Below are 3287 nucleotides of genomic sequence, written 5' to 3' on the forward strand. Positions count from 1 at the left end.
GGGGTGGGCGCGCTGGATGGGATTTTTGTGAGCGACGAAAAGAGTAAAATCGCGCTCGCAGCCTTCGAAAAGCCGCTCATAAGCCTAAAAACCAATGCGATCTTTAGAAAAAATCACGAGGACGCGCCTAAATTTTTCGACGTAAAGCTTGCGGGCGACATATTCGTGTTTGCGCTGGTGCGTGCTTTGGCAAGCGACGGGATCTATTTTTTAAGCGCAAAATGCGAAAGCGCGGCGCAGAAAGATAAAATTTTTAAGGTCGCGCCGCTGCAAAATGGCTTTTTGATCGTGCAAAACGAGGACTTTTTAAGTGAGAGCGCAAGCGCCTATCTAAAAAACTCAAAGGACAAAAACTCCGCTCTTTTTGCGCTTATATGCCGCGAAAAGGGGCTTTTAGATGATCCCAAAAAACGGGTTTTGCGCTGCTTTTTGGGCGTGGGCGCGGATGATGAGATCGCAATTTATGGCAAAAGCTCCAAAAAAATTCTACTTAAATTTGATCTGCCGCGCAGCTTTGACGAGCTTAAAGCTAAAATTTGCGCGGATGAGACAGGCACGAAACTGCTTGAAAATTTCAGCGCCAAATTTAATGTAGACGCCGCAAAAATCGATGAAATTCTAAAAAGCGTAAATGCGGGATTTTACGGTATCTTTAGCGTGGCTGCACAGCTTATCTGGGGGCGCGATGCGGAATGTTTGACGGCGGCTGCGGAGGATTTTGCGGGCGGCAAAGGGGTGCGGCTTGATTTTTGCACGGACGAGCGCGGCTGCGTGCAAGCGGATAAAATTTTGCGCTCGGCGATGAGCTATGCGCTCGCAGGCGCCAATGAAAAGCTGTTTGCGTTCGGATTTTTCGATAGTTTGGGCTATTTTTTAAGCGATCTGGTGGATGAGCGCAAAGAGGACTTTGACGTTTTGATCTTCGGCGGCGCGATGTTTGGCGGGCGCAAATTTGCGGATTTAATGCTTAAGCTTTGCAAAAATTTTGACGCGAGCTTTAGCGACAGCTACGCGCTTCAAGCTCGATAGATCAGGCATATATGCGAATTTTCGGCAAAATTCCTAAGTCTTATTCGCAAAACGGCGAGTTGCGCGGGCATTGCGGTGCCGATAGCTGCGCCATACGGGCTAAGCTTAGCGCAAACGAGATCGCGCGAAATTTTAAAAAAGCGGCAAAGGGCGCAGAAGCAAAGGATCAAATTTTATTAAATTTAGAGCACATTTTGCAGCGCCTGGAGCACTTTGTCCGCCCGCCGCGAGCACATTTTACCCGCAAAACAGCTACTGCGTCGCGCAATTTATGAAAGCATGTGCATGAAAGCGGCTAAATTTGAGGTTTTCGGAGCAGTGCAGGGGGTCGGGTTTCGCCCGTTCGTCTACAAGCTCGCCGTGGATTTGGGGCTAAAAGGCGAGGTTTATAACGACGGCGAGGGCGTTAAAATCATCGTTTGCGCAGACCTTTCCGAGCCGCAAAAAGGCTTGATTGATAAAAATTCCGCCACTTTAAATTTAAGTGAGCCAAATTCTAACGAAATTCAAGCGCAGAAAGTATCGTTATCGGCTGCTCGGTCTTTCAATTCTGACGAGTCGGATTCTAGCGAGGCTGCGAACTCATCACTAAATTTTGCAAGTTCAAATTTAAACGAGAGCTCCTTTTCGCCGCAGAGCGCACCGAACTCGTCAAATGATTTGACCGACTTGCCGCGCGATTTAGCGAATGGTTTAGCTGGCATGCCTGATTTGACGAGCTTGCCGCATTATTTGACGAAAGATTTGCAAGCCACAGCGAGCGAGAAATTTTTACCAAACTTATTCGAGACCGATCTAAACGAGCAGGACTCCATTTTGCCCGCTTCGTCGGATCAAAATTTCGTCGTGCAAAATTCGTCGCAGCAGCGCGGTACGTCACAGAATAAATCGCTGCAAGACTTGCAAAATATTAAGTACAATTTGCAAGGCGCGAAGGGAGATTTGGACGGCTTTAAACACGATTCGCAAAGCGCCGAGCAAGATCTGTGCGAAGAAGAAATTTTAAAAATTTTCGAGCAGCGCCTTCGCAGCGAAGCGCCGCCGCTTTGTCGTATCGATAAAATTATCCGCACCGATCTAAATACACAAGATTTTACGCAAAATTTTACTGATTTTAAGATCACGCAATCCAAGGAGGGACGTAAATTTAACCCGATTTTGCCCGATTTTGCGATCTGCGATCAGTGCAAAAAAGAATTTTACGACCCGCAAAATCCGCGCTTTCACTACCCATTTATCAACTGCACGGATTGCGGCCCGCGCCTTAGCATCATCGCCGCGCTGCCATACGACCGCGCAAACACCACGATGAGGGCGTTTGAGATGTGCGAGCTCTGTCGCGGCGAATACACGGACCCGCTCACGCGCCGCTATCACGCCGAGCCGATCTCCTGCCCACACTGCGGTCCGCAGCTATTTTTATGCGGCGCGGACGGCGAAATTTTATCAAGCGGCGAGGAGGCGATAGCGCGCACGGCGGAGCTTTTGCGGCGTGGACAGATCGGCGCGATCAAGGGGATGGGCGGCTTTCACATCGTCTGCGATGCGACGAACGAGCACGCAGTACGCATGCTGCGAACGCTAAAAAAGCGCCCGAGCAAGCCCTTTGCGATCATGTGTCGCGACGCAGCACAGGTAGGGCGCGCGGCAAGCTTAAGCGCAGAGGAAAAGGTGCTGATAGACTGTAACGTCAAGCCGATCGTGATTTTAAAAAAGCGCGAGTTTGTTTGGCGCACAGAGGCGGGCTTTGCGGCGGATTTCGGCACGCAAAATTTAAAGGCGCAAAGCAAAAATCCTATATCGCCGAAATTTGCGGGTGAGCAAGAAGAATCGGCGCAAGGGCAGGGCTCTGCGCTACAAAATTTACGCAATTGCGCGGCGCAAAATTTTAGCACGCAAAATATTGGAGTTTGCGCGGAGCAGGGCAGGTTGCAGAGTGCGCAAATTTTTAGCAAAACGGCGCGCCGTAATTTCGCCTGCAATGCGTCGGTTGCGGGCGACTCGCGGAGTGCAGCAAACGAGCTAGGACGCGCATCGAATGGGTCTGGTTCGCAGTACGCGGCTAAAAATTTAAGCCTACCGCAAGCAGAAGGCGAGCTAAAGCTGCGACATATAGCTAATGAGTTAAATTTGCAGTCCGCAGCGGATAGTCAAGACTCGCAATGTGCGGCGAAGGAGTCTGATTTTAGACTTGGGGTGGACGAGTCTATTTCGCAAAATTCGGCGAATATGCAGGGCTTCCGATATGCCGTAAATGC

Annotated in this window: 3 protein-coding genes; all 3 read left to right on the plus strand. The window is 49.9% G+C overall.

The window, feature by feature from the left end; all coding sequences use genetic code 11:
* Nucleotides 1–1029, plus strand: a 1029-nt coding sequence (locus tag Q0614_RS00700) for a hypothetical protein (protein ID WP_298785810.1), incomplete at its 5' end; no start/stop codon positions are given.
* An 11-nt stretch (nucleotides 1030–1040) separates the two neighbouring features.
* Nucleotides 1041–1304 carry a hypothetical protein gene (locus tag Q0614_RS00705; RefSeq protein WP_298785818.1) on the plus strand — a complete coding sequence of 88 codons (264 nt, stop codon included), beginning with the start codon at nucleotides 1041–1043 and terminating at the stop codon, nucleotides 1302–1304.
* Nucleotides 1305–1308: 4 nt separating this feature from the next.
* Nucleotides 1309–3287 (plus strand): Sua5/YciO/YrdC/YwlC family protein (locus tag Q0614_RS00710; RefSeq protein WP_298785820.1); only part of this gene is annotated, 1979 nt, incomplete at its 3' end.

The sequence above is a fragment of the uncultured Campylobacter sp. genome, from assembly GCF_937997595.1.
Classification (GTDB): Bacteria; Campylobacterota; Campylobacteria; order Campylobacterales; family Campylobacteraceae; genus Campylobacter_B.